Genomic DNA, 25,502 nt, shown 5'->3' with positions numbered 1-25,502 from the left:
CCCCCCGCCGCGTCCGCCTATTCGCCTGCCAGCCATCCTGAGCTCCCCCGATCTGACTCACTAGGAATATGTATAGAGCACAGCACCGACAGCTGCGACGATTGCGAAGATCGCGAACAAGTAAATGCTCATCGCATTTCGGAAGGTGACCGCCCGAGGGGCAAGCGCCGGCAGCGCCCCGGCGTCAGGGAGATCGTGTTGTCGCACAAGCCGCATCGCGGTCGAAAACGGCGAGGCTGGGTGACGTGGTGCGATCGTGATGAGAAGATCTCTGCGCTTGTTCAGGCGGTGATAGCGGCACCCAGCGAGCTTTCCGATCACCGCGTTATGGCATTCTTCTGTCTCGTTCGGGCGGGTCCGATATGCGCTGCATAGCGACGGCCAGATGGAGAGCCTGACCAAGAGCAGGATGGCGAGATAGCCGGGCGCGGCGAACCAGAGGCCGTGGCCGACCATCAGAACCATGATGCCGGCACCGACAACCAGGGCGACGGAGATGGTGAAACGTGCTTGGCGCGCTCTTGCGGACAAGATCATGAGACATCGTCTCCCGATGACAATGCCGAGAAGGCCGCGTGGCAGCGCGACTCCGAGCGGAAGGTGAGCGAGCGCAAAGGCCACGGGATTCCCGGATGGCCTGTGCGACACAAGAGTAGCCGTCGCGCATCAACTACGGGGCGTAGCGACAACGGTCGGCGCCTGCGGACTGCCGAACAGCGCTGGTTGACGACGTGGGCGAGTCACGCAAGCGCGCTAAGCTGTCGCCTACCAGACATCCATTGAGCGCTCACCGCGCCGTTGGCCTTCAATTTCCGGATCGTTGACCACAGGTTGAGAGCGTTGAATCCCACTGAGTGAGATGCGCGCAGGTGAGATCCGCTCAAGGCAACGTTGAGTAATCGCCACTGCTGATGCCTTGGGCACCGGCCGCATCGACGGCCGGGCTGGGAGCAGACGACTGATCGCCGCGCGGGCCGCAGCTGGCGCCTTCAGCCCTGAAGCAGGGAACTCAGCGTTTGGATGCTGAACCGCAAGAGCGTGGTCTCGAACTGCGTCGGGTCGTCGTCGCTTGGACGGTAGGCAGCCATCCGGTCGTGAACCTGTCCGAACCAGCTACGCACTGAGTCTTCCTGCTCGGCGCGGAGGCGGCCCGTGCCCACGGCGTGGGTAAGCAGGAACTCCAGTTCAGCACCAAGCAGGTCGGGTTTTGGCCGCTGTGGGTTGGTCCAGTCGTCGGCGAGGACGGGGCGGACGCGGGCGAGGGCGTCGTTCCACGCCAGATTGATCACCGTCTCAACCGTGAAGTCGTCGGGCAGGTCGATCTGCCAGAGCTCGCTGCTCGCGGCTCGTTGGCCGGACCAGGGAGTGGTCCCGACCTTGGCGAGCATCTCGGGGTAAAGCCGTCCGGCGAGCGGGGCGAAGAAGCCGTAGTAGTTGAGCTGCGGGTAGAGGGGTCGCCAGTAGAGGTCGGCGATGGTGGCGTCGGCGGTGCCAGCGAGGATGGGCCGCAGCAGGGTGGCCGCGATGGGTTCGGGACCGTGGTAGCGGAAGTCGCCGTCGACCATGGCGATGACGCCATCCTTCGCTGCGGCCAGGCCGGCTTTGAGAGCGACGCCCTTCCCGATGCCGCACTCGATGACGCGCGCCCCGGCCTGATCGGCGAGGGGGGCGGTGTCGTCGGCACAGGCGCTCGCCACGACGATGACCTCGCCCTCAGCGCCGAGCAGGTCGAGAGCGCGTCGGCTTTCGGTGACGACCTCGGTGATGGTCTCGGCTTCGTTATGTGCCGGGATGCAGATGGTGACGGGCTGGCGGCGTGCCTGTAGTTCGCGGGTGGGCACGAGGTTGAGCCCCAAGGCAGGGTCGATCTTGGGCGCCGCGGCGTCGGTGGCGTTCTCGCCGGTGGCGGCGTCGTCAGGGAGGATGTCAGTCAAGGAAAGCTCCCTGCCAGAGCGGGTTGCGGTCGCGGTGCGGGCCGATGATCTGGTCCTCGTGAGGGTCGAGCGGGATCAGTCCTGGTGTCTCCCAGGCCGTCGTGGCTGATGCGGGGGCGTTGCCGAACCAGATGCCGTCGGGGATCGGTGGGGGTGGGGCGGCGCCGACACGGTCAAGGATGAGCTGGCGGATCTCGTAGTCCTGCCCGGCGGGCATGGCCTTGCCAGCACTCCCAGCCGCGCCGCAAGCCGCGAGCTGACGTCGGACGCGACGAATCCACTCACCATGCTCAGCGGCGGCGAGCTGGTAACGGGTGGCGTCGCCGCCCACGTTGCTCGGCGGGTCGTAGAGCATCATCCGGCGCAGGGCAAACGGGCCAGAGGCGCCGAGCGTGCGCCGGAACAGCAGGAGGTCGAGCTGGTCGCGCACAGCGGCCCAGGTCGGGTCGGTGAACCAAGCCGGGTCGACCTGGATGACAAGAACGTTCGGCGCCGAGGTCACACGCTCTAGAGCCTGCTCCCAGGCGGCCAGGGTCAGGGACCCAGACACGGTCGTCATTGCATCACCGCCTCCAGGATGCCCATGAGTTCCCCGACCTGGGCCTCACGAGGGCCGAGCCGGGCGTGTCCAGCCTCAGACCAGGTCAGCATCACCGGTTCGGCGGCCGGCTCGTTCGTCAGGCTGAACCGGGCGAGTTGCAGCGCACCGCTGAGCATCGGCAGTGGCAACAGGTCTGCGAGGCGGCGTGCCTCGGCCGGCCGGTGTGTCAGCAGCCGGACGAGCGCCGTCAGCACTGCCGCGGCAGGACGATCCGCCGGGCCATACATTTCGAGGCTCTCGGTCAGCCCCCAGCGTGCTGAGTCAGCGTGCACCAGCCGCCACAACGACGGCTCGGAAGGCAGGTCAGACAACGTGCGCGCGAGCCAGTCGAACGCGGCCTCGGCGTCGGGCAGGCAGTCGTGGGTGGAGAACATCGACAGTTGGGACTTCAGGTAGCGGCGGTCGGTGGAGAACGCCGGGTCCTGTTCGTAACCAGGCGGCGGGGTGAACCGCCAGTTCCGCAGCCCCCCGATCACCGTCGCCGCGAGTTCGAGTGACACCGCATTCAGCCCGCCGCAGACCCGAAGCGTCTCCTCGACCATCGGGCCGGTCCGGCGGTGCTGACGTTCGCCAAACTGGCCAATACGCCGCTCGATCTCACTCAGCACGCAGTCACCGTGCCAGTAGTTGCCGTAGAACTTCTCCCCCGTCAGCACCTCGGCGAGGATGTACAGCCCACTGCCGACCCAGGAACCACCGAACTCGCACAGCGCCGACAGCCAGACCAGCAACGCCCGGGGATCGCTGAGCCCTGCCGGCCAAGGATCGCCATGGTCGCGAAAGAACCCGGGCGGGTCCGGGTCGACGAACTGCACGATCCGTTTACGGCCGGACTGGACCGACGCGACGATCTGCCGGGCGCCGACGTTGTGTGGGTCCTGCTGGAGAAGCTCGTGCGCGGCCTGCTGCAGCCAGCCAATCACCCGGCACACCTGGCCGAGGCTGACCGCGGCCTCCAACTCGGTCACCCGGACCTGCGGGTCGGCCGCAGCGGCGGGCAGCGTGAGCTCGGCGAGCCGGTAGCTCGACTGCAACGTCCCATCGATCAACTGCGGCAACGCGACCCGGGCCGCGTCGCCGGTCAGGTTGTCATATAGCACAGCCCGGCCGATCCGCTCAACCAGGTAGGTCAGCAGCACCAGCCGCCAGCGCACCACCCGCGGGTCCCTGTCAGCGCGGCAGTACATGCCGATCTCGGTGGCCCGCTGCGAAAGGCTCGCGACGTCGCCCCGGTCAATCGCCGTCTCGACGCCGGACAGGAAATCCTGGATCAGGTGCCGATTCTTCAGCCGGACCGGAGTGCCACGCCGGGCCGCGCGCCGCAGATCCCTGGTCGCCAAGGTCGCGAGGAAACGCCGCCGCCCCTCGCCGCCGAGCGCCTGTAACGACTTCAGCAACGTATAGATCCCGAGCACCGACTGGATCGCGACCAGTGCCAGCCCCGCGTTGATGACCCCGGGATTCCCCCCGATGTCACCGGCCGAGGAGACCAGGATCGACGCGAACCCGACGACCAGCCATTCCGGCAGAGAGATCGCAACGACGACATCGAGGAACGATGGCCACACCGACTCGGCGTCGGCACTCACCGCGAACACAATCGTGTGCGCCGTCAGCACGGTGGAGAAGATGCCGAAGCCCAGCTGCCACAGGACGTCCGCCTTGTCCTTCGGAACATCGGTTCCGCGCTCCGCGAGGATGATCGCGGTAGCGGTGAACAGCGTGACCAGCGCGGCCTGAACGGCCGCCCGGCGTCCAGCGCGCAGCCCGCGGACGGGCCTCCCGGGTCCAGGGGACACGAGCAGCCATCTTGACACGCTCCGACACAGACCGCTCGCCGTTCGCCACCTATGCGGACGGCGACCGTGCACTCAGCGTTTGGCGGCTGCGCCCCTGGGCCGACGACGGCGGGTGTGCCGGTGATCCGCGAGGTGGTTTCTCGGCTGTCAGAGGGTGAGTGCGCGGACGGTGAGGTCTGTCGGCCTGATCGGGGACGGATCGGAATGGGCCCGGATGTGCCGGGTCAGCGCTGGAGTCGGCCAGTGGGTCGTCTCCGGCCAGTCCGGGGAGTCGGACCAGCGGACGCCGTCGAGTCGCACCCCGGTCAGGTCTGCGCCGGTGAGGTCCGCGCCGACGAGATTGGCCCGGTGGAGGTTCGCGCGTGTGAGGACCGCGCCGGCGAGACGAGCCTCGCCGAGATGGACACCGGTCAGGACGGCGTCGTCGAGCCGGGCGCCTGTCAGATTGGCGTTGGCGAGGTCCGCTCCGTCGAGGTTGGCCTGGGACAGGCGCGCTCCGGCGAGGTCGGTGGCGGTGAGCTTCGTATTGGCGAGTATCGAGCCGGTGAGATCCGCGCCCGTGAGGCGGGCCGCCATGAAGTTGGCGAACGTCAGGTCCCGGCCGGCGAGGCGCGCGCCGACGAGTTGGGCCCCGGGGTAGTGGCCGATGGTCCAATCGATGATCTTCTCGACGCGTTGCGGTACCAGTTCCGTGGGCTCATCGCTCGCGGGTGGCGGCGCCCAGCCCGCCCGGCATTCGGGGTAGAAGACGGGTAGTGGACCGCCAGGGGCTGGCCGCGGGCCGCCGGCGATCTCGTCCTCGGAGCGGTGGACGACCTCGGGCGCGGGCGGCGCCGGCCAGATGCTCACCGCGTGTTCCTCGATCGGCGGGTCAGCGTTGAAGCAGGCGGTACCGGCGGCCCGCGCGGCGTCGCGTCCCCTCGCCCGGACGCGGACCCGGTACCAACCAGGGCCGCCAGGCGTCAGGTTCCACAGCTCGGGCGGCCCGCCCGTGTCCATGTCGCCGAGCCAGGTTCGGCCCGTATTGCTGTGATGGCTGACGTCCACGGCCATGGCCCAGCCGTCGAAGGCAGCCGCGGGTTCGTCGTCGCGGACCTCGACGGTGATCCGGATCCGGCCGAAATGGGTCCCGCAGACCACGGCCAGGTGGCCGCCGCCCGCCCCGACAAGCGAGTTCCCCTGAAAGGCCTGGCCCAGGCCCACACTCTCGGGGATCACGTTGTAGTCGCACAGGTAGTACTGGCTGTAGCCGACGCGGAAGTCGTCAGTCGTCCACCTCATCGGTCGATCATCGCAGCCACGATCGATCTTCCGAACACACCGACGGGGTTGACCACCAGACCATCGACCGAGCGCAGGCCGCCCTTCACTCGTTGGCGACCTCGCGCCGAGCCAGCTCGCGGGACGTCGATTCTCTCGCGCCGAGGCTGACACGCACCAGCGCGCTCGACAGCGGCAGGAGAACCGCGGCCGCGGCAGCGTCCGCCAGAAGATGATTTCCCGTCGCCATCACGACGAAGGTGGTGAGGGCCGGATAACACCACGCCAGGGCACGCAGCAACCTGTTGTCCGTGAGTGCGCGACTCGCCATCGCCACCCACAGCGCCCAGCCGACGTGCAGCGACGGCATCGCGGCGAAAGGATTCTCCGCGGAGGTAATCCCATGCTGTCCACCTGCGCCGAATGTCTGCACCCTCGCGACCGTGTCGACGAACCCGGCCGACGGCAGCAGTCGCGGCGGTCCGACCGGGCAGAGCCAGAAGACGACCAGCGCCAGCAGACTCGCGACGAACAGAACATCCCGGTACCGCCGGTACTGGTGGGGGCGTAACACCAACAACAGCGTCAGCACCAAGGCAGTGACGATGAAGTGCGGACCGTCGTAGTAGTAGTTCCCGACCGCCTCCCGAAGCTGAGAACGCGCCCACCACGTGTTCACCCACAATTCCGGGGACAGGTGGACCGCGCGCTCGGCCCGCAACACCCGGTCGGTGCGCCCCAGTGCCTGCTGGGCGTGGCGAGGCGCGTGGTCAGCGATGATCGAATACAGCTGGAAGCCGACGATGATGAGGAGTGTCTCGAGGGCCAGATGCACCGCCAGGAAGCGGCTGCGACGCGCCGTCGCGTTCTCGAACGACAGCCAGGCCCACACCTGCCGCAGCGATACCCGGCGAGGACCGGGCGCTCTCGACGGTCCCGCCAGCTCAGCCATGCCACTCACAGCGGCGGGCGCAGGTAGGGCCCTGGCGGACAGGGCACGGTGCGGCGTCCAGAGCCTGGGCCGACGCCGGCAATTGACGGCGGGCCATGGCCGTACACATTCCGTTCACTCCGCCGACAGTAGTGCGGCACCGTCCCGACAGGTCCTGCGACAGAGGCGGCCGGGATGCCAATCTCAGGCCGGCGTCATCGCACGCGGGACTGCCGTGGCCAGGGGTCTCCCCGCCACGAGCATCGCTGTCCTCGGCGCAGGTTGCGGTCGCCCTCGCGGGCGACCTGGCCGGCTTTTGTCCGCAGCTGACCGCCTAACTGGATCCGGAGCTGGCTCCGGACTGGCCCGCGCGGCGTAGGCCGGCCGCCGCGACGGCGTGTTCGAGCTCGTCGACGCCGAAGGCTTCCACCGGGCCGAGCGCGCCATGCCCGGTCACTGTGCCGGACGCCAGCTGGCCGGCGATCCAGGCCATGATCCGGCCGGTGAAGACGTAGGGGTCCACACCCTGCAGACGGACCGTGGCCAGTTGTCGGCCGGTGGCATCGGCCACGGCGGCGAGCACGACGGTGCTGGTGGCGGCCTGGGCCGCCGGATCCGGCCCGCGTCCGGTGACCCGCAGCGCCGGCGCCGCCACCAGGCCCGTCAGCCGGTTGAAGGCGCGCAGCCGGGACAGCGTCGCGAGCGGGTAGGACGCGGCCCGTGCCAGTCGGGCCGGCCCGGCGCCCGCAACCATGTAAGTCGTGACGTCGGTGAGCCGCGGCGCGACCCGGGGAAGCGTGCGCGCCTCGGTGCCCGCCCACAGCACGCCCCTCAAGACCGACCTGTCTTGTTGAAAGGCCCGCACTTCGCGCCCGAAGGGAAGGGTGACGAGCCGGCCAGCCCGCAGCGCCTCGACCGGGCCGAACGCGGACGTCAGCATCGTCGCCCTCGTCCCGCTGCTGATCCCGAGGCGGTGCAGCCGTCCGCCCGGGGGAACGACCTGGTAGGCGATGTCGACCCGGCGGGCCTCCTCGCCGGCGTCGCGCAGCGCGAGCGCGCCGGCCAGATTGCCGGGCACGCAGTCGAACCCGGACGCCGGCAGCAGCACGACGCCGGCGCGTTCGGCCCGCGGGCCCGCGTCCTCATAGACCTGGCGCAGGAAGTCGGCCTCGCCGCTGCTGTCCAGGTAGTGCGCCCCGGCCGCGATCGCCGCGTCGACGGCGGGCCGGCCGAACCGGGTGAACGGGCCCACCGTGGCGACCAGGACGTCGCCAGGCCCGACCAGCCGGCGCACCGAGTCAGGGTCGGCCGCGTCGGCAAGAGCGCCGGGCAGGTCGCCGTGGCGGGCGCGCAGCGCGTCGACCCGCGCCCGGTCGCGCCCCGCGACCACCGGACGGTGCCCCGCCGCGACCAGCTCCGCGGTCACGAGCCGGCCGGTATAGCCGGTGGCGCCGAACACCACAATGCGTCCGCTCATGCCCACAAACGGTACGGCCCCCGGACGCGGGAGCGACTCCGACTCGCCCCCGTACCGAGGCCCTGACCGTGCCATGACCTGTCCGTGCCCGGTCGGGGAGACCGTCCGCGCAGTTCGGGACCAATGCCGAGCCCGGCAAGGTCGGCCCGGCTGGCTTGATCGCCGTTTCGGCCCTCAAGTGGTTGTGAAACCGCCCCGGTTACAGCCACCTGAGGGCTAAAACGGCGATCTTGCCGGTTTTGGGGCGGGGCAAATCTTGCCAGGAGCGGGACTAGATCGCGGTGCGGCCCGCGTCGACGGGGATGGTGGCGCCGGTGATGAAGCTCGCGCGGTTGGTGGCGACGAAGAGGATGACCTCGGCGATCTCGCGTGGCGACGCCAGCCGGCCCAGCAGCGTGGTCTTGGCGACCTGGTTGGCGCCTTCTTCGCCCATGTTGGTGAGCACCATGTCGGTGCGGGTCGGGCCGGGGGCGACGGTGTTGACGCGTACTCCGGCGGGGCTGAACTCGGCGGCCCAGGTGCGGGTCAGCGACTCCAGTGCCGCCTTGGTCGCGCTGTACGCGGACAGTCCTGGCATACCGACCCGGGCAGCCATGGTGCTGACGTTGATGATGCTTCCGGAGCCCTTTGCGATCATGGCTGGCGCGAGGGCCGCGGTCAGGAAGTAGGGCGCGCGGATGTTGGCGGCGAGCGTGGCGTCGAACGACTCGACGTCCTGGGAGACGGTCAGGGCTCCGGGGAAGATCGCGGCATTGTTCACCAGGATGTCCACGGGGCCCGCCGCGGCGGCGAGGGCACGCAGGGACGCCAGGTCGGTCAGGTCGGCCGCGACGAATCGCGCCGACCCGCCATCAGCCTTGATCGACTCCACGGTCGCGTCGCCTCGCTGTACGTCTCGTCCTGTGACGACGACGTCGGCGCCTTCGGCCGCGAGCAGCCGGGCGGACTCCCTGCCGATGCCCGCGGTCGAACCGGTGATCAGAGCAACCTTGCCGGTCAGTTCCATGGTCGCGTCCTTCCGAAGGCCGTTCGAGGAGCAGCCGGATTGGGCTGCGTGGCCCACTCTGGAGACGGAAAAATGGGTTGTCCAATCCAGAATGAGCTAGGCTCGGGACGTGGACACCAGAACGGCACGGCCGGACGGCCGGGTGCTGACCCGCAAGGGTGAGCAGACCCGGCTGCGCATCGTGGCCGCCGCCGCCCAACTGATGTACGAACGCGGCCTGACCGAGGCGACGCTGGAGGACGTCCGGGCCGCCGCGGGGGTGAGCGGTTCGCAGGTCTACCACTACTTCGCCGACAAGCAGGCACTGCTGCTCGCGGTGATCGAGTTCCAGACTCGCGCGGTCCTCGACCTACAACAGCCGCACTTCGACCAGATGGACACCATCGCGGGCCTTCGCCGGTGGCGGGACGCGATGGTCGACTACCAGCGTCGCCAGCAGTGCCGGGGCGGGTGTCCCATCGGTTCGCTGGGCGTCGAGGTCGCGGAGAACAACCCGGAGGCACGCCTCGCGGTCGCCTCCGGGTTCCTGCGCTGGGAGTCGGCGATCCGCGACGGCCTGCGCGCCATGCACGCCCGCGGCGACCTGGACGGTGATCCCGACGACCTCGCGCTCGCGACACTCGCCGCGTTCCAGGGCGGCCTGCTGCTGACGCAGCTCCAGCGCCAGGTCAAACCGCTGGAGGTGGCGCTGGACACGATGCTCGACCACATCGCCGCACGAACGAAATCCTGACCGCGTAGGGCTCCGACAGCAATCGAGCCAGCGCCGTTCCGTCGAGCCCGGCGGCTTGGATAACTCGACGGTCACCGAGACTCAAGCGTCAGGAGTCGCCGTGTGGACGCCTTGGCACTCGACATCGGAGGTCGCGCGTGGCGGGATCACGGTAACCAGCTCGACGAGGTCCTCGCCGGCGAGCTCGGCGGACACGCCTGCTGTGGCTGGCTCCGCGTGGCGGCGGGCGGAGCCGAGAAGCAGCCCGGCGGCGGCGACGGCCGCGCCGGTCAGGAACCAGCCCGCCGCGCGCACTCCGTGGGCGTGTGCGAACCATCCGAACGTTAGGGAGAACGGCAGGAACAGCAGCCAGGACAGGGTGCCGGCGCCTGAGGACACGCCGGCCCGGATCGTCGAGGGAACACCGTCGTGCAGCAGCTTGCCGGCCCGGATACCGATGATCGCGAGGAGGAGCGCCAGCAGTGTCTGCGCGACGATCACCGCGGCGAGTGACCGGGTCAGCGTCAGGGCGAGCGTGACCGCCGGCGTGGCCAGCGCGAGCCCGGCCACCACAGCGCGGTTATCCAGGTTCAGCTTGCCCGTGAGAAAGCCGCCGATGCCAAGCGTGGAGACGAGCGCTGCCCAGTACGGGCCGAACAGCGCCGCCGGAGCGGCCAGCGCGACGAGCCACAGCGGGCCGAACTCGAACACCGCCTGCGCGAGCATCGCGGTCAGCGCCGACAGAAGCATCACCTGGCGCACATTCGGCATCCGGATCATCGTGTTGTACGTGACGGCCACCTGTCTGCGCAGCGCGACGGGCTCGGCGGCGCGGTGCAGCCGAGGCTCGGTGAAGCGCAGGAACGCGACGGCCGACGCCGCCACGAACGGAAGCGTGGCGAAGTAGGTCACCCGCGTGGAGGTCCAGCCCGCGATCAGCCCACCGCCCAGTGCGCTGAGCACGAGCGAGCCGCTCTCGACCATGTTGACGCGGCCGATCCAGGTCTCGTACTCGTCGCTCGACCCGGTCTCCTCCATCACCACGTCGTAGACGATGCTGTCCACCGTCCCAGAGCTGAGCGCGAAGTAGACGCCGAGGATCATGGCCGCGGCGATGTAGGTCGGCACGTTCCTGCTCAGGCCGCCGAACACCGTGCTCAGAAGCAGCGCGACGCTGGCGCACGCCATGAGGCGGCTGCGGCTCCAGCGGTCGGCGAGGATCCCCGAGGGCACCTCCAGCACCGGGACGACGGCGGCGTACGCGGCGGCCATGATCGCGACGGTCCGTGGCGTGAACCCGATCTGCGTCATGAACAGCTTCTCGACGGGAACCCACAGCACCATGCCGGACAGGCCCACCGCGACCTGCAACGGCACCAGCCGCCGGGCCAGCCGGAGCGGGGCCACCGACACCGCGTCGCTCATCGGCCGCTGTCCGCGTCCACCCGGCCGTCGAGCCGGTCCGGCAACACGGTCGAGCTGGCTGGATCGCTGGCGCCTGTCATCCGGCCCTCCCGGTCCTCCGCAGACTGTGGACGCCACCAAAGTCCTCGGAGGGCCGCGAACCGTTACACCACAGCCGGCCGTGCCGCGCACATCCGCTGCGCCGCGGCATGCTGGCCCTGGCCCTGGACGCGAGCGACCAGGTGATCGCGCCGTGGCACGGTCGGGGACGGCCGTCAGGGAAGCCGGGGGGTGCCCGCCTCCCAGCCTCGAAAGGCCGCGAGCAGCTTGTCGCGCATGTCCGGCCGCAGGTCATCCTCGGTCAGGGTGCCGGTGAGCCGCACGGTTTCCCGCATCTGGTCGACGTAGGCGTCGCAGTCCGTACACACCTCGAGATGCTCCGTGAAACGGCGTCGCGCGTCCGCGTCCAGCGCGCCTTCGAGATAGTCCGTGACGATCTCGACGAGCTCGTCGCAGTCGATCTCCAGATCGCGGGTCACGCTCGCGTCGCGCTCATGTAGTCCTCCAGCATCTGACGGAGCATGGCCCGTCCCCGGTGCAGTGACACCCGCTGGTTACCAGGCTCGCTGCGGCGCTGTCAGGCGCCGGCAGCGGGCAGAGCCAGGTCGAGCCAGACTCGGTCGCGCAGCTCGATACCGTCGATGACGATGCCGGCCGGGTAGCCCGTCGCCTCCGTGAAGGCGTCGCGTTCGACCGCGCGAAAGCGGAACCCCCGCCGCTGGTAGAAGCGCAGGTTGTCGCAGAACAGCGGTGACGGCCCGGCGAGCCGCCACGGGTCGGTTGGCAGGGGGCCAGATCGCGTCGTGGTCATGGGGAACAGTGCCGCGAACCCGCCCGGCGTTACGGCCTTGGCTCTTGGACGCGGGCCGAGGTCCGACACAGCCCTCTGGTTGTCGGACGACTTCGGGTCATCGCACGGTTCGGGGGTGTGCGTTGAAGAAGTCGAGGATCTGAGTGGTGGCCGGGAAGGATTTGCCCGCCTCGCTTTCGCCGGCGGCGGAAGGGCTGTCGCCGTTGGCTACGGGCAAGGCGCCACTGTCATTCGCCGGGATCGCAGGTGCCGGCGGTACTGGCGGGCGGTGCCACCGGAGGGCCCGCTCTATGGGACGGTCTTCCCGCGCGCCTTTGCGCGGTAGCGGCCGGGCGGGAGGCCGCGGTCACGGGAGAAGGCGCGGGAGAAGGCGTACTCGGAGATGTAGCCGACGGAGCGGGCGACGGTGTCGATCGGGTCGTCGGTGTCCCGCAGTCGGCGTGCGGCCAGGTCCATGCGCCAGCGGGTCAGGTAGGCGGCTGGCGTCTCGCCGACGAGGGCGGGGAAACGCCGGGCGAGGGTGGCCCGGGAGACGGCGACCTGGTCGGCGAGCGCGGGCAGTGTCCAGGCCCGGCCCGGGTCGGCGTGCAGCGCGGTGAGGGCCGCGCTGACGATCGGATCGTTGAGGGCGCGCAGCCAGGAGACCGACGGCGACGCGGGCTCGGCGCGCAGCCACGCCCGCAGGACCTGGATGAGCAGCACGTCGACGAGCCGGTCGAGCAGCGTGGTGCTGGCCGGCCCGGGCTCGGCGAGCTCGCCGGACAGCAGCCGGACGGTGTCGGCGAGCAGGCCGGCTCCCGGTGCGCCCGCGGGCACGTGGACCACCTCGGGCAACAGGGTGAACAGCGGGATCGTCACGACCGGGTCGTGCCGGTAGGAGGCGCACAGGATCCTGGTCCGCGCGGGCGGCGGCCCGAGGTCGAGCCGGCCGCCGGCGGCGAGTGCGGCCTTCGACGCGGCATGGTCGAAAGGCTCCAGCGGGCCGTCCGGATCCCCCGCGAGCCCGTGTTCGGAACCGGTCGGCAGGAGCACCACGTCGCCTGGCATGAGCCGCAGCGGCGGCTCTCCGGGGAGGCGCAGCCAGGCGGCGCCCGCCGTCACGGCGTGGAAGGCGGCAGCCGAGACCCCGAACAGCCGCAGCCCCCACGGGTCGCCGGCGTGCACCGTGGCGGCGACGGTGCCACGCACTCCGGCGACGTCCAGCACATCGGCAAGCAGATCCACGATCTGGACCCTACCGATGAGCACCTTGCACCTCGCCCTGTGAGTTTTTCAGACAAGAATCTGAGCTTTTCTGGCATCGATTGTCTCTCTGCAACGCCATACGGTTTTCGTGTCCCACACTTCAACCGGAAGGCCAACCATGAACGTCGACGGCAGCATTGCCTTGGTGACCGGCGCCAACCGAGGTTTGGGCGCCCGGCTGGTCGACCGCCTCCTGGACGCCGGCGCCAGCAAGGTCTACGCCACCGCGCGCGACCCCCACACCGTCGACCCGGCCGTGAGCGCCCGCCCACGGGTCAGCACGCTGGCCCTGGACGTGACCGACCAGGCGAGCGTGGACGCCGCGGCCAAGGCAGCGGCGGACGTCACCCTGCTGGTCAACAACGCCGGCGTGCTCGGGTTCGGCACCGCTCTGGACGCGGACCTGGACCTCTTCACGCGTGACGCGCTGACCAACTACGTCGGCCTGCTGCGGGTGAGCCAGGCCTTCGCCCCGGTCCTGACCACGAACGCCCCGGGCTCGATCGTCAACGTGCTCACCCTGATCGCACTGGCGCCGGTGACCGGCATGGCGGGCTACTGTGCCTCGAAGGCCGCCGCGCACTCGATCACCCAGTCACTGCGCGCCGAGCTACGCGGCAAGGGCGTCGAGGTCGTCGGCGCCTACCCCGGCGGCATCGACACCGACATGCTCGCCGGAGTCGAGGCGGACAAGGCCCCGCCCGAGACCGTCGCCGAACGGATCGTCGCCGGGCTCATCGCCGGGCAGACAGTGATCTGGCCCGACGACGCCTCCGCGGGAGCGGGCTCGCTCTACCTTGGCGACCCACTCGCCCTCGAACGCACCCTCGCCGGCTGACCGACGCCGCCATCCCCCGCGCCCTCATGGCCGCCGCCGCCGAGTCGCCTGCCGTCAGCGGCGGGCGTCTCGGCGGCCCTGCCGGAAGAAGTCGACGGCGTCGGCGACGGAGTGCACCTTGTCCCAGGTGAGACAGGCCCCAAAGGGTGCGTTCCAGAATCCGTCCTCGGTGGGCGGCGGAGGCGTCGGCGGGCCGACGTAGAGGTAGGGAGCGGCGACGTACTCGTCGCCGGGCGACGCGCCGTAGTTGATGTCCGCGGCACGGATCGCGACGTCAGCGTGCTCGGGCCAGAGCGTGACGTCGCTGGGTTCGTCGGCAGGGATCTCGGCGCACCACTGGCGCAGCGCCGCGTCGCCGAGCGCGTACCAGTCGGCGAGGCGGCGGGCCGCGTCCGGGTCGACGTCCAGCGCCGCGTCCGGGTCGCACGGCGTGTTCAGGTCGTAGACGTCGGCCGGGCCTCCGGGGGCGGGCAGCCCGGTGAGCGCCGCGGCCGCGGCCAACGTACGCAGCGGCGCCCGTCTCACAGCCGAAGCCCCGTCCGTACCGCCGGACCTGACGACCAGGTCGGTGCCGTCGACCGCGACGACCCGCCCATCGTCACCGAACGTCGGCGTACCGAACCCGCCCGGGGTGACGACCAGACCGATGCGGCCCGCCGCGCGGTACCGCGCGGCGGCCAGCACGTGCTCGGCGACGGCGTGCAGCGCCGCCCGGGTACGGACGAAGGTGTCGTCGACACCGGCGTGCTGGCTGATGTTCTCGCTCATCTGGTCTCCACAGTCCTGTCTGTCGTCGCTGATTGTCGTTCTCGCCCGCTCAGAGCAGGTCGGCGTCGGTCCGGATGTGCACCAGGGCCGGTCCGTCGACGGTGAACAGCGCGGCCATGGCGTCGTCCAGCTCGTCGGGCCGGCTGACGGAGCTGGCCTGCGCCCCACAGAGCCGGGCATAGGCAGCGAAGTCGGGGTTGTGCAGGCTGGTTTGCCAGACCGGGAACTGTTCGGCCAGCTGCTCCTTGCCGATCTTTCCGAGGGTCCCGTTGTCGAGCAGGACGTGTTTGACGGCGATGCCGTACTTGACGGCGGTGGTGACCTCGGCCAGGTACTGGCCGAATCCGCCGTCGCCGGTGACCGCGACCACTGGCCGCTCCGGCGCGGCCAGCGCGGCGCCAAGCGCCGCCGGGTAGCCGAAGCCGATGGAGCCGAGGTAGCCCGACATCAGCACCGGCTGGCCGGCGGACTCGAAGTAGCGGCCGAACGAGTAGGCGTGGTTGCCGACGTCGACCGTCATGACGGCGTCCACCGGCGTGTGCCGGGACAGCGCGTCGAACACGGCGGCGGAGCTGAGGCCGTGGCCACGGTCGTCGCCGGCCCGACGGGCCTTCTCCGCCCGCCAAAGCCGCCAGCGCTCGGCCACGTCGCCGCGCTGGTCGACGGCGGCCGTCGGCGCCGCGCCGAGGGCATCGGCGAGGGCGTCCAGGGTGAGTGCCGCGTCGCCGAGCAGACCGACGTCGACCTTCTGGAACCTGCCGATGGCGGCGTGGTCGTCGTCGATCTGGATGACGGGCTTGTAGGGCGCGATTCCGGTGTGGTTGGAGAACGAGGCGCCGGCCACGACGAGCAGGTCGCAGGTGTTCATCAGCCAGCTGGCGACCGGGGTCCCGCTGCGGCCGAGCACCCCGGCGCCGAGCGGATGCGTGTCGGGCACGAGGCCCTTCGCGCGGAAGGTGGTGAGCACCGGCGCCCCCAGCCGTTCGGCGAGCGCCCGCACCTGCTCCCGGGCCCGCGTGGCGCCGTGGCCGACGATGAACACCGGCCGGCGAGCAGCGCGCAGCAGCCCCGCGGCCCGCTCCACGTCGGCGCCGGCAGGCAGGACCCGCCGCTCGGAGAGGCGGCCGTCGGGCCGGTTCGCCTCGGCCCGCGAGCCGACAACCTGGACCTCGTCGGGCAGCACAAGGTGGGCGACCCCGCGGCCGTCGAGGGCGTGCTTGACCGCGAGGGCGGCTAGTTCGGCGTGGTCGGAGCCCGCCTGCACCGTGGTGGTGGACACGGCCACGTCGCGGAAGACGGCGGACAGGTCCAGGTCCTGGAAGGCGCCGCGGCCGAGCACCTTCGACGGCACCTGGCCGGAGATGGCGATCACCGGGGCGCCGTCGAGCTTGGCGTCATACAGGCCGGTGAGCAGGTTCGTCGAGCCCGGGCCGGCTATGGCGAAGCAGACCGCTGGCCGGCCGGTGAGCTTTCCATAGGCGCTGGCGGCGAACGCGGCCGCGCCCTCGTGCCGGATGCCGACGTAGGTGAGCTCGCCGCGGGCCTCGGCCCGGCGCAGCGCGTCGGCGAACCCCAGGTTCGAATGGCCGACCATGCCGAACACGTGCCGCACGCCCCAGGCGACCAGCGTCTCCACCAGGACGTCGCTGACCGTGCGTACCGCTGCCCGGGGCGGCGGCAGCTTCACGTAGCTCGCGTCGGGCCGTTCGTCGACCTCGTAGGCGGTGGCCGCGTCGGTGAAGCCCGCCGGCGGCCTGCCGGTGGTCGGGTCGTAGTCGTAGCCGTGCCACGGACAGCGCAGCCACCCGTTCTCGATCGATCCCTCGCCCAGCGGCCCGCCCTGGTGTGGGCAGCGGTTCTCCAGTGCCGACAGCCGGCCGCCGCAGCGGGCCAGCGCGACGCTACGGCCGTCGACCACCGCGGTGCGTACGCGACCGTCCGCCGGGAGGTCGGCCGGTTCGAGCCGGTGCCACCCGTCGGCGGCCGGACGAGGGCTGTCAGTCGTGGTCGGGGCCGGGCTCGCGCTCATCGCGGCCGCCTTTCGATGCGATGTGGGAAAAGAAGAAGGAGGAGGGAGAAGGGTGCGACGGAGCGGCGTGGGGTGCCGGCGGCGGGGCGTCAGCGGACGCCGGCGTAGGCGACTCCGACCAGGTCGGCCACGTCCCTCTTGAAGCTCGTCAGGTCCTCAGCGCTGAACCCGGACAGGTGCCGGTGGCCGCATGCCCTGGCCAGTACCGCCATCAGCTCGACGGATGACGTCAGGAACCGGGCCAGCTGGCCGGCGGCCCGCTCGACCGGCAGCCGGGCCCGCAGATGCGGCTTCTGGGTCGCGATGCCCATCGGGCAGTTGTCGGTGTGGCAGGCGCGCATTCCCACGCATCCGATGGCCTGCAGCGCGGAGTTCGAGACGGCCACGGCGTCCGCGCCCAGCGCGAGTGCCTTGACGAAGTCCGCTGGCCGGCGCAGCCCGCCGGTCGCGACCAGGCTGACCTGGTCCGCGCCGACCCGGTCGAGATGGCGGCGGGCCCGGGCCAGCGCCGCCATCGACGGTACGCTGATGTTGTCTCGGAAGATCGTCGGTGCGGCGCCGGTACCGCCACCCCGGCCGTCGAGGATCACGTAGTCCACGCCAAGCGACAGCGCGGCGTCCAGGTCGGACTCGACGTGCTGCGCGGACATCTTCACCCCGACCGGGATGCCCCCGGAGACCTCGCGCACCCGGTTCACCAGGTCGCGCGCGTCATCCAGCGAGCGCCAGTCCGGGAACCGGGCCGGCGAGATCGCCGGCTGGCCCTCCGGCAGCCCGCGGACCTGCGCGATCCGGCCGGTGACCTTGTGGCCTGGCAGATGGCCGCCGGTGCCGGTCTTCGCGCCCTGCCCGAGCTTGAGGTGCAGCGCCTGCACCCGCGCCAGGTGCGCCTCGTCCCAGCCGAACCGCGCCGACGCCAGCTCGTAGAGATATCGGGAGCAGGCCTGCTGCTCCTCCGGCAGCATCCCGCCCTCGCCCGAGCAGATCGCGGTCCCGGCCGCCTCCGCGCCGGTAGCCAGCGCTCGTTTGGCCTCGGCGGACAGCGCACCGAAGCTCATGTCGGAGACGAACAGCGGAATGTCCAGCCGCAACGGCCGCGCCGCTCCTGGCCCGATCACCACGTCGGTGCCGACCGGTTCGTCGTCCAGCAGCGGAAAGCGGGACAGCTGCGCGGTGAGGATCTGCAGGTCCTCCCATTTCGGCAGCTCGGTCCGTGGTATGCCCATCGCCGCCGTCCGGCCGTGGTGACCCAGCCTGGTCAGCCCGTCCGCCGCCAGCTCATGGATCTCCCCGACGTACGGCTCCTCCGCACTGGCCTGGTGCGGGTCGACGAACAGCCGGGCGTACACATCGGTCACCGCCGTCTGCGGTTTCACCGCCCGGTAGGCGGCCAGCTCGCGCCGGTCGACCACTACCATCCCGTCCGCGCGCACCCGAGCCGGGAAGCGGTGCAGCCGCTGCGAAGGGTCGTAGTCACTCAGCCCGGTGTCCAGCCGGAAGTCCCAGCCGTGCACGCCGCACACGATGCTGTGCCCCTCGATCCGGCCGTCGGCCAGGAGCGCGCCGCGGTGCGGGCAACGCCCCTCGAAAACCGCCACGGCCTCGTCGGCCAGCTGGGCACCGTCAGGCCCGTCGGTGCCGTCCGCGCCGAGGACACTTGGCGGGCCGCTCCCCGGGCCATCCGGGCGCAGACGCACCACCACCAGGTCGAGGCCGTCCACCACCGCCCGGACGGGCTCCCGCGCCGGCAGCGCCGCCCAGTCGGCAACCACGATCTCCCACGGCGCACCGCCCGCGGCCTCGTCGACCGCCGCCGCTTCGACGACCATCTCCACACCCGTCATCCGGGCCTCCCCGTCACCGCGCTACTCGGACGCCAGCACAGTCGCCACAGAAGGCCAGGCGTTACACGGACCCCCACACAACGTCGCGCGAACGACCGTCGCGAGGCAGCGCCGGCTGGCGTCGCCCGTGGCCGCGCCACAATCTCGCTCGGCTCGGTGGGCGCGGGAGATTGTGGTGCGGCCCGGCGCCCCCTAGGTTCCGTTTCGTGGAGGTTCGAGGGACTGCGCCGGCCAGCTCGGCTCCGAGCACCGAGGACGCCCGCGTCGTTCAGGCGCTGCGGTCCGGCGACGAGGCGGCCTTCGCGGACCTGGTCGACCGGATGGCACCGGCGATGCTGGCGGTCGCGGCGGGCCATGTGCCCAGCCGGACCGTGGCCGAGGAGGTCGTGCAGGAGACGTGGCTGGCCGTGCTGACCGGCCTCGACCGGTTCGAGGGCCGGTCCAGCCTACGAACCTGGGTGTTCGCCATCCTGCTCAATATCGCCCGGAGCCGGGGCGTGCGCGAGCGCCGCAGCGTCCCGTTCAGCAGTGCCTTCCCCGAGGATGAGACCGGCCCGACGGTCGACCCCAGCCGGTTCCGCCCACCTGGCGACGAGTGGCCTGGTCACTGGGCGACCGCGCCGCGGGCCTGGGATCTGCCCGAGCCGGCCCTGCTGTCGCACGAGGTCCGCACCCGGCTGCGCGCCGCCCTCGACGCACTGCCGCCCCGGCAGCGCACCGTCGTGCACCTGCGCGACGTACAGGGGCTGGACGCCGACGAGGTCTGCGCGCTGCTCGACATCGAGCCAGGCAACCAGCGAGTGCTGCTGCACCGCGGGCGGGCCAGGCTGCGGCAGGTGCTGGAGGACTACATGAACGAGGCACAGGCATGACCCGCGGCCTGGAGATCGACTGCGACGAGCTCGTCGAGATCGTCACCGACTACCTCGAAGGAGCGCTGGACGCGGACACCCACCGACGGTTCACCGAACACCTCGAGCTGTGCGACGGCTGTGACGCCTACGTCGAGCAGATGCGTGACACCGTCCGGCTGGCCGGCACGCTCCAGCAGGGCGAGCTGCGACCGGACATGCGCGACAAACTGCTCACCGCCTTCCGGGGATGGAAGGCCGAGCGACCTGACGAGTCACCGACAACTGGTCCGTAGTGAGCCGGCGGTCGCGCGCCCGTCGGCGCCGGTGTCAGGAGATCGTCGAGCCGGTGACGGATGGTTTGCCCGAGCTGTTGAAGTAGATGCCCGGGCTGGTCTCGAAGCCGGCGCTCGGGTTGCCGCGCAGGGTCGAGTTCTCGATCACGAGGGTTCCGGTCTTGTTGTTGCTGACGAAGAAGACGCCGCCGCCGCCCTCGACCGCGCTGTTGTTCTCGATGATGCTGCCCGCGATCCGCAGCGCCATCTGGTTGCCGTCGTTGTAGATGGCGCCACCGCTGCCGCCGCCGGGGGTGCCGGAACTCGCCGGGTTCGCGCCGCGCCCGATGGCCTTGTTGTTCCGGAAGACGCTGTTGAGCACCGTCCAGGAGACGCCGATGCTGCTCAGCGCGCCGCCGTTCGAACACGAACCCCCGGTGAAGGTGCTGCTGACGACGTACACGGGCCGGTCCTGGTACTGGTCGAGTACCCGAACCGCGGCGCCGCCGAGGTCGGGGCCGGTCGAGTCGCAGGTATTGGCGACGAACGCCGAATGCACGATCTTGAACTGGCCGCCGCGCACCAGGATCGCGCCACCACCGCCGCCCTCGGCCGTGTCGCCGGTCGAGTTGCCGTTCGCGAAGGTCAGGTTCTGCACGGTCAGGCTCGGCGTTTCCTGGTCGTCGCAGTGCGAGGTGGTCCAGCCCTGAGCCTTGTCGCAGGTGTCCATGTAAAGAATGCGATGGCGGCCTGCCCCATTGAGAGTCACCAGACCGCCGCCGTCGATGACCACCTGGGGAGCGGCCGCGTTCACCACTCTGGCGGTGGCGGTCATCGTGATGGTGACCGGATTCGGGCCGCAGCTGAAGGTGATGACCCCGCCGGCCGCGACGGCGGCCACCACGGCGGCCGAGGTGCAGCTCGCCGGCGTACCGCTACCGACGACCCGGGTCGGGTGCGAGGTGTCGACGGTCGCCGCCGTGGCCGGGACCGCCGCCCTCCCCGCTGGGTTGCCAGCGACCAGATTTCCGCCGGGGGCGGCGCCGGGCTGAGTCGAGGCGGAGGCACCGGGCAGGTGAGTAGCGCTGGGCGACACGGACAGGCTCGGCGACGGGCCCATCGACGTGGGCAGAGCCGAAGCCGCACCAGGCGGCAACGCGGTGGTCGAAGCCGGCACCGTGGCCGCCTTGGACGGGACGGCGGTCCCACCAGCGCTGCCGCCACCCGCCGCGCACCCCGCCCCGAGACAGAGCACGGGGACAAGCAGTCCAACTGCCACCCACGAACCGCCGGCCCTAGCGCGCATACCGGGACATTAGCCTCCTCCTCAGATGACCGCCGGCACCCGACGCGCGCCGGTCCAGGAAATCGAGGCGATCCTCGTCGCCTGGGCTCAGTTTTCGGCGGGGGGAATGTTGGGGTTGAGCCGGAAGCGGTTTTCCGGGTCGTAGCTGCGCTTGACTTGGCGAAGGCGTTCGACGTTGCGTCCCCAGGCCAGCACCCGGTCGTTGTCATCGAGATCGGCGTCGCCGCCGAAGTTGAGGTAGGTGCCTGACGCGGCCCGCAGTGTGACGGCCTCATGGTAGGCATCGCGCACCCAGCGGATGTTCACGTCGTTGTCGGCTGGGTCCAGCCAGTTTCCGTCGAGGCTCAGTATGTATCGGGCCCCGCGATCGCCGAACGCGGTTTCCGTCGCCCCGACCCGCGACATGGCGCCGCCCATGAGCGGCGCGTGCACCAAGGTCTTCGGGGACGGGCGGTCCTGGCCGACGCGGACCACGAACCCGGTCGCTTCCTCGTCCAGTCGGTCCAGATAGACGGACTTCCAGTAGCTCTGCAGCTCACCCTTCGGGAAGAGGGGGTCGAGGGCGGACTGCGCCGTCCGATACGACAGGGCCTGGCTCAGGTCGGCGAGCGGCCTGCCGAACTCGCCCAACTCCCTACACGCCCGTCGGCCCTCGTCCGGGTCACCCGCGTACAAGCCAGCCAAAATGAACACGTCGCGGTTGTGAACGGAGGGCGGAAACGCCGGCACCGCTGGCAACGTCCAGAACATGGCGCGGCTGGTGACTTCGTCGGGGACGGTGGACGTCCAGTCTCGCCAGCGCGGGAGTACTTCGGCGGCGGCGTCAATCGGGTAGACGACCATGCCGTTCCAGACGACAGGACCGAGCGGGTAGGCCTCGAACTCAAAGGACACCACCACGCCGAAGTTGCCGCCGCCGCCACGTAGCGCCCAGAACAGGTCCTCGTGCTCGGACGCGCTGCACCGAACAATGTCGCCGCGGACTGTCACGACATCGGCCGCACGCAGCGCATCGCACGCCAACCCGTACTTGCGGTGCAGCCAGCCGATTCCTCCCCCGAGCGTCAGGCCAGCCACACCCGTGGTCGACACGACCCCGCCAGGTACCGCGAGCCCATGCAACTGCGTCTCACGGTCGACGTCGCCCCAGGTCGCACCACCCGCAACCCGCACACGCCGCCGTTCCGGGTCCACCCAGACACCCCGCATCACCGAAAGGTCGATCATCAGAGCGTCGTCGGCCGTGCAGCTCCCGGCGATGCTGTGGCCGCCGCCCCGGACGGCGACGAGAAGGTTCCGCTCCGTGGCCATCTTGACGGCGTCAACGACGTCGGCGGTCCCGGTGCACCGGACGATGAGACCTGGTCTGCGGTCGAGCATGGCGTTCTGGATGATCCGCGCCTCGTCGTACCCGACGTCGCCCGCGGTCAGAACCGCCCCGCGGAAGATCGCGCGGATCTCCTCGACGGTCTCGTCCGAGAGGGTCTGCCGCTCGCCTTCCAGCGTGAGCACCTGTGCCGACATGGAATACTCCCCCCAGCGCTCGCCGCCTCCACCGGCCGGCGCAGCTCACCCCTCTCCAGGGCGGCGCCACGATCGACTCGTCGCAACACGTGCCGACGTCGCGACTATGTGTGACCGCAGTGGGCGAGTCTGATACCGGAGACCGGCACAGAAGGCGACATCTTCTCGGCTCGCGTACGAGCTACCCGACCTGGCCCTTCTCAGACATCCTCATGGCCTGGCGGCACGAGCAGGGCCTGCGGGAAGCTCGGCGTCGTGGGCTCGCCGATCTCGTCCAGTTCCCGGCGAAGCCGACAGGCCGCTCTTTGCCGAACCCTTCGAACGGCGTGTCGACGACCGTGGTGGTCCGCGGCCACCTTCCCCTGACCAGCAGAAACAGCAGGCAGGTCAGCCCTTCAGGAGCTGACGGGACATGACCACTCTCTGGATCTGGTTGGTGCCCTCGTAGATCTGGGTGATCTTGGCTAACGTAGATCGACATCGCTGCGACCTGGGGAAACTCGGCGTCCACGGTCGGTGCTCGCGGACGAATCCACGTCCTGTCCACGGCTCGCCCTTCGTCGTCTTCGTCGCCGCCGCGCTGCTGACCTCGGGGGTGACCGCCTGCGGAGTGCTGGGCAAGCATCAGAACGCGGCCCCGGCACCCGAGGCGCCGATCTCGATCGCTGCGGGGACGCGGCCGGCCGCGAAGGTCGTCGATCTGGGCGGCGGTGCGCGGGTCGTGTTCGCGGACGCTCCGGTGAGCGGTAGCCAGCTCACCGTCGCGACCGATAGCCCGCCACCGAACCTGGACGACCGGCGCAGCCTCGCGACCCCGGTGAAGCTCACGCTGACCGGCAGCGACCTAGGCTCGGGCGCGACGCTCGACTTCCCGCTCCCGGACAGCCTGCGCGCGGCTGCCGCCGCCAACCCCGACGTGGTCGGGATCGCGACGTATGACGAGGCCTCCCGGCAGTGGGTGCCGGTTCAGGTCTCGGTTCATGACGGCCTGGTCAGCGCGGTGACCACCCATTTCTCCTGGTGGCAGCCGTGGACCTGGGACTGGGCCGCGCTCGGCGCCACGGTGAACCAGGCAGTAGGCCAGCTCGTCGACAAGCGGGCCGGGCAGGCCAGCTGCGACCGCGGTGAAGGGGTGCCGTCCTGGGTCGCGAGCACGGTCGGGGTCAGCAACGACCCGGCCCTGGAGATCCGGAGCTGCGCCCAGGGCCAGAACGGCGTCCTCGACGTCGAGCTGGTGAACAACCGGCCGTACGGCATGGTGCTCCGGTACGGGTCAGCGGTGAAATGGGGCTGGCACGAGGACGGCGGCACGCCGCTGGAGCAGGCGCGCAACAAGCTGATGGACGCGCTGCTCGCCGGCGGCAAGGGCCTCTACCTGCCCCCGCTGGGGCGCGCGTCGGTCGGCATCCCGCAGGTCACGGCCGGCCAGTACGTGACGTTTCCCGCGTCCGTCACCGGGGCGACGCTGCTGACCGACCTGGCGTACACGACCGCGGGCGACCTGGTCGAGGACGCCGGCGCGTCGCTCGCCGGGCCGCTCCAGAGCGAGTGCGCCACCTACGCGGCGATGACCGTCGCCGCCGACACCCTGGGCAGTCCGAAAGCACTGCACGAGAAACTGATCGACGCCGCCGACTGCCTCGAGAAGGCGTACTTCGCTGCCGTGAGGTCAGGGCTCCTCGACCAGGCGCGCGTCGCCAAGGTTGGCGCGAGCCTGGAGGCGATCAAGACGGCGTCCCTGGTCGGCAGGTTCCTGAAGGCCTACGACGTCGAGTGGCGGCTGCTGGACCTGTACGTCGACACGAAGGTCATCAGTCCCGTGGCCGGCCTCGACTACGGATTCGGTGTCCGCGCGACGTCCACGACAACGAACCCGCCACCGACGCAGCCGACGTCGACCGCCCAGCAGCCGGTGCCCGCGGGCAGCGGCCGAGTCCTGATCGACCCGTGCCTGAACCTGCGCTCCGGACCCAACGGGAACACGGGCCTTGTTGGCTGCGTGCCCAAGGACACCGTGCTCTCGATCGACTGCACCGCGCAAGGCGACTCGGTGACCGGTCCTTACGGCGCGACCACGCTCTGGGACCACACGACCTACAACGGCACCCCCGGCTACCTCTCCGACGCCTGGGTCTACACCGGCCACGCCAACGCTGTCGCCGGTACCTGCTGACCGAAACCAGGCCTCCCCAGACGGGCACCTGGCCGCGCCAAAGCGCGGCTGGGTGCCCGTCCCCTGTTCGCCCCCGAAGTACGTGATTCCTGGATCAGGCCCCGAAACTGCCAGTGATCGCGACCGCCCAGGTGTTTCCATCCGCCTTGCAATATGCGATCTGGTGCGGACCACAGCGGAAGAGCGGCACGTCTACTTCGAGGTCTCAACCCGACTCGGATCTGTTGATCTCTGGGACCGACAACTACCTTTTTCTTGAAGATCGGTCGAGTTTCAATCCGACTCGGATTTGGTGATCTCTGGGACTTCACTGTCGACCCCGACGCTCTCACGGAATCCCAGCGTGTTTCAATCCGACTCGGATTTGGTGATCTCTGGACTGCATTGCCGGCGGGCCGGTGCTCGGTGGCTGGCTGACGTTTCAATCCGACTCGGATTTGGTGATCTCCGGGACAGCTGTCCGAATTGTACATGTGCTGACCTGCGGGTTTGCAAGATCAAACCAGAACCTCCTGATGGAGATCGTCTCGCGGCGGGGCGTTCGATCGTTTCTGGCCGGGTTTTCGCAGGTCGGAGCACATGTTGATCTGAAGCCAGAACCTCCTTGGGCTATCGGCGTGTCGGAGGTTCTGGCCGTGCCGCGGTGCCGTCCGT

Annotated in this window: 22 protein-coding genes and 1 CRISPR repeat array; of the genes, 5 read left to right on the top strand and 17 right to left on the bottom strand. The window is 70.3% G+C overall.

All coding sequences use genetic code 11. The features are described 5' to 3' along the window. Positions 1–60: 60 nt before the first annotated feature. The 8 genes from I6A60_RS06150 to I6A60_RS06115 all read right to left on the bottom strand — a co-directional run bounded on the left by I6A60_RS06150 (position 61) and on the right by I6A60_RS06115 (position 9,008). Positions 61–537, bottom strand: coding sequence for a hypothetical protein (locus I6A60_RS06150; protein ID WP_203013767.1), 477 nt, complete (start codon positions 535–537; stop codon positions 61–63). Positions 538–989: 452 nt separating this feature from the next. After that, a complete protein-coding gene (locus I6A60_RS06145) occupies positions 990–1,856 on the bottom strand; it encodes a glycosyltransferase family 2 protein (RefSeq protein ID WP_238434863.1) in 867 nt (288 codons plus the stop codon). Positions 1,857–1,926: 70 nt separating this feature from the next. Next, entirely contained in the window at positions 1,927–2,493 is a 567-nt protein-coding gene (locus I6A60_RS06140) for a hypothetical protein (protein WP_238434862.1), read from the bottom strand. Continuing rightward, complete coding sequence (locus I6A60_RS06135) at positions 2,490–4,334, bottom strand: hypothetical protein (RefSeq protein ID WP_307873546.1); 1,845 nt, start codon at positions 4,332–4,334, stop codon at positions 2,490–2,492. Before I6A60_RS06135 ends, I6A60_RS06140 begins: the two co-directional genes overlap by 4 nt. Positions 4,335–4,481: 147 nt before the next feature. Further along, on the bottom strand, positions 4,482–5,615 hold the full coding sequence (locus I6A60_RS06130; protein ID WP_203013761.1) for a pentapeptide repeat-containing protein: 1,134 nt from the start codon (positions 5,613–5,615) through the stop codon (positions 4,482–4,484). Positions 5,616–5,700: 85 nt separating this feature from the next. After that, positions 5,701–6,546: a phosphatase PAP2 family protein gene (locus tag I6A60_RS06125; protein WP_203013758.1), complete on the bottom strand. Its 846-nt coding sequence runs from the start codon at positions 6,544–6,546 to the stop codon at positions 5,701–5,703. Positions 6,547–6,859: 313 nt separating this feature from the next. Next, positions 6,860–8,002, bottom strand: coding sequence for a trans-acting enoyl reductase family protein (locus I6A60_RS06120; RefSeq protein WP_238434861.1), 1,143 nt, complete (start codon positions 8,000–8,002; stop codon positions 6,860–6,862). A gap of 271 nt (positions 8,003–8,273) precedes the next feature. Continuing rightward, a complete protein-coding gene (locus I6A60_RS06115; protein ID WP_203013756.1) occupies positions 8,274–9,008 on the bottom strand; it encodes an SDR family NAD(P)-dependent oxidoreductase in 735 nt (244 codons plus the stop codon). A 109-nt stretch (positions 9,009–9,117) separates the two neighbouring features. Between I6A60_RS06115 and I6A60_RS06110 the strand changes: the two genes are divergently transcribed. Next, positions 9,118–9,741 carry a TetR/AcrR family transcriptional regulator gene (locus I6A60_RS06110; protein WP_203013753.1) on the top strand — a complete coding sequence of 208 codons (624 nt, stop codon included), beginning with the start codon at positions 9,118–9,120 and terminating at the stop codon, positions 9,739–9,741. Between the two features lie 81 nt (positions 9,742–9,822). On the opposite strand, the gene I6A60_RS06105 is transcribed toward I6A60_RS06110, so the two are convergent. The 4 genes from I6A60_RS06105 to I6A60_RS06090 form a co-directional block, all read right to left on the bottom strand. Beyond that, positions 9,823–11,145: an MFS transporter gene (locus I6A60_RS06105; protein WP_238434860.1), complete on the bottom strand. Its 1,323-nt coding sequence runs from the start codon at positions 11,143–11,145 to the stop codon at positions 9,823–9,825. Positions 11,146–11,399: 254 nt separating this feature from the next. Further along, a complete protein-coding gene (locus tag I6A60_RS06100) occupies positions 11,400–11,663 on the bottom strand; it encodes an anti-sigma factor (RefSeq protein ID WP_203013750.1) in 264 nt (87 codons plus the stop codon). A gap of 98 nt (positions 11,664–11,761) precedes the next feature. After that, entirely contained in the window at positions 11,762–11,995 is a 234-nt protein-coding gene (locus I6A60_RS06095) for a hypothetical protein (RefSeq protein ID WP_203013748.1), read from the bottom strand. Positions 11,996–12,283: 288 nt separating this feature from the next. Beyond that, positions 12,284–13,219, bottom strand: a complete 936-nt coding sequence (locus I6A60_RS06090; RefSeq protein ID WP_203013745.1) for an AraC family transcriptional regulator — start codon at positions 13,217–13,219, stop codon at positions 12,284–12,286. Between the two features lie 139 nt (positions 13,220–13,358). Between I6A60_RS06090 and I6A60_RS06085 the strand changes: the two genes are divergently transcribed. Beyond that, positions 13,359–14,078, top strand: a complete 720-nt coding sequence (locus I6A60_RS06085) for an SDR family NAD(P)-dependent oxidoreductase (protein WP_203013743.1) — start codon at positions 13,359–13,361, stop codon at positions 14,076–14,078. Between the two features lie 54 nt (positions 14,079–14,132). Here I6A60_RS06085 and I6A60_RS06080 read toward each other — a convergent pair whose 3' ends face one another. The 3 genes from I6A60_RS06080 to I6A60_RS06070 form a co-directional block, all read right to left on the bottom strand. Next, complete coding sequence (locus I6A60_RS06080) at positions 14,133–14,846, bottom strand: hypothetical protein (protein ID WP_203013721.1); 714 nt, start codon at positions 14,844–14,846, stop codon at positions 14,133–14,135. 49 nt (positions 14,847–14,895) lie between these two features. Further along, positions 14,896–16,875 (bottom strand): thiamine pyrophosphate-binding protein, encoded by a 1,980-nt coding sequence (locus I6A60_RS06075; RefSeq protein ID WP_203013719.1) that lies wholly within the window; start codon positions 16,873–16,875, stop codon positions 14,896–14,898. Between the two features lie 89 nt (positions 16,876–16,964). Next, positions 16,965–18,719, bottom strand: a complete 1,755-nt coding sequence (locus I6A60_RS06070) for a glutamate synthase-related protein (protein ID WP_203013677.1) — start codon at positions 18,717–18,719, stop codon at positions 16,965–16,967. A 206-nt stretch (positions 18,720–18,925) separates the two neighbouring features. Between I6A60_RS06070 and I6A60_RS06065 the strand changes: the two genes are divergently transcribed. Both I6A60_RS06065 and I6A60_RS06060 read left to right on the top strand, forming a co-directional pair. Next, complete coding sequence (locus tag I6A60_RS06065; RefSeq protein ID WP_203013674.1) at positions 18,926–19,591, top strand: RNA polymerase sigma factor; 666 nt, start codon at positions 18,926–18,928, stop codon at positions 19,589–19,591. After that, positions 19,588–19,866, top strand: a complete 279-nt coding sequence (locus I6A60_RS06060; RefSeq protein WP_203013672.1) for an anti-sigma factor — start codon at positions 19,588–19,590, stop codon at positions 19,864–19,866. The genes I6A60_RS06065 and I6A60_RS06060 overlap by 4 nt, the downstream gene beginning before the upstream one ends. Before the next feature lie 34 nt (positions 19,867–19,900). Here the strand turns inward: I6A60_RS06060 and I6A60_RS43910 are convergent, their stop codons facing one another. After that, a complete protein-coding gene (locus tag I6A60_RS43910; protein WP_203013670.1) occupies positions 19,901–21,022 on the bottom strand; it encodes a hypothetical protein in 1,122 nt (373 codons plus the stop codon). 216 nt (positions 21,023–21,238) lie between these two features. Beyond that, positions 21,239–22,675: an FAD-binding oxidoreductase gene (locus I6A60_RS06050; protein WP_203013668.1), complete on the bottom strand. Its 1,437-nt coding sequence runs from the start codon at positions 22,673–22,675 to the stop codon at positions 21,239–21,241. A gap of 460 nt (positions 22,676–23,135) precedes the next feature. On the opposite strand from I6A60_RS06050, the gene I6A60_RS06045 reads away from it, so the two are divergent. Then, positions 23,136–24,848, top strand: coding sequence for a hypothetical protein (locus I6A60_RS06045; RefSeq protein WP_203013665.1), 1,713 nt, complete (start codon positions 23,136–23,138; stop codon positions 24,846–24,848). Between the two features lie 202 nt (positions 24,849–25,050). Beyond that, positions 25,051–25,300: a CRISPR direct-repeat array (repeat unit 30 nt; unit sequence GTTTCAATCCGACTCGGATTTGGTGATCTC). Positions 25,301–25,502 lie beyond the last annotated feature (202 nt).

The organism is Frankia sp. AgB1.9, from assembly GCF_016786355.1.
Taxonomy (GTDB): Bacteria; Actinomycetota; Actinomycetes; order Frankiales; family Frankiaceae; genus Pseudofrankia.
This window is presented reverse-complemented; position numbering and strand designations above follow the sequence as displayed.